General features: G+C 62.8%; 1 protein-coding gene. It reads left to right on the forward strand.

Annotation, left to right across the window (positions count from 1 at the left end):
• The coding region (locus K9U40_RS24420; protein ID WP_282892620.1) for a serine hydrolase at window positions 1-358 on the forward strand (358 nt) is incomplete at its 5' end.
• Window positions 359-395: the final 37 nt, after the last annotated feature.

A 395-nucleotide genomic window follows, 5' to 3' on the forward strand; every position in this document is an offset into this window, starting at 1 on the left:
GCCCTACAGCCTGTGGGCGGGTGGCGGAATCCAGACGACGGCCGAAGAGCTGTCGCGCTGGATCATTGCGCTGTCGCAGGACCAGTTGATTGATGATGCACATGTCCAGCGCATGTGGCAGCAAGAGCCACTGAACAGCGGGGCGAAAAGCGATTGGGCCTTAGGCTGGCCGGTTTTGAAGGCTGATCGCCCGCGCCAGGTCGCAGGCATTGGCGGTGCCCGCGCGGCATTCGTCGTCTACCCGGATGAAGACTTGGCCGTGATCGTGCTGACCAATCTTGCCGGTGCGAACCCGCAGCGGTTTGTTCGACGCATCGGCGAGTTCTACCAGTCGCGGGCGAACGACTCCACCCATTGATGCCGACGAAGCTCCGGGACGACGTGTGCTTTCGGCA

The organism is Xanthobacter autotrophicus (assembly GCF_030015065.1).
GTDB classification, from domain to species: domain Bacteria; phylum Pseudomonadota; class Alphaproteobacteria; order Rhizobiales; family Xanthobacteraceae; genus Xanthobacter; species Xanthobacter autotrophicus_D.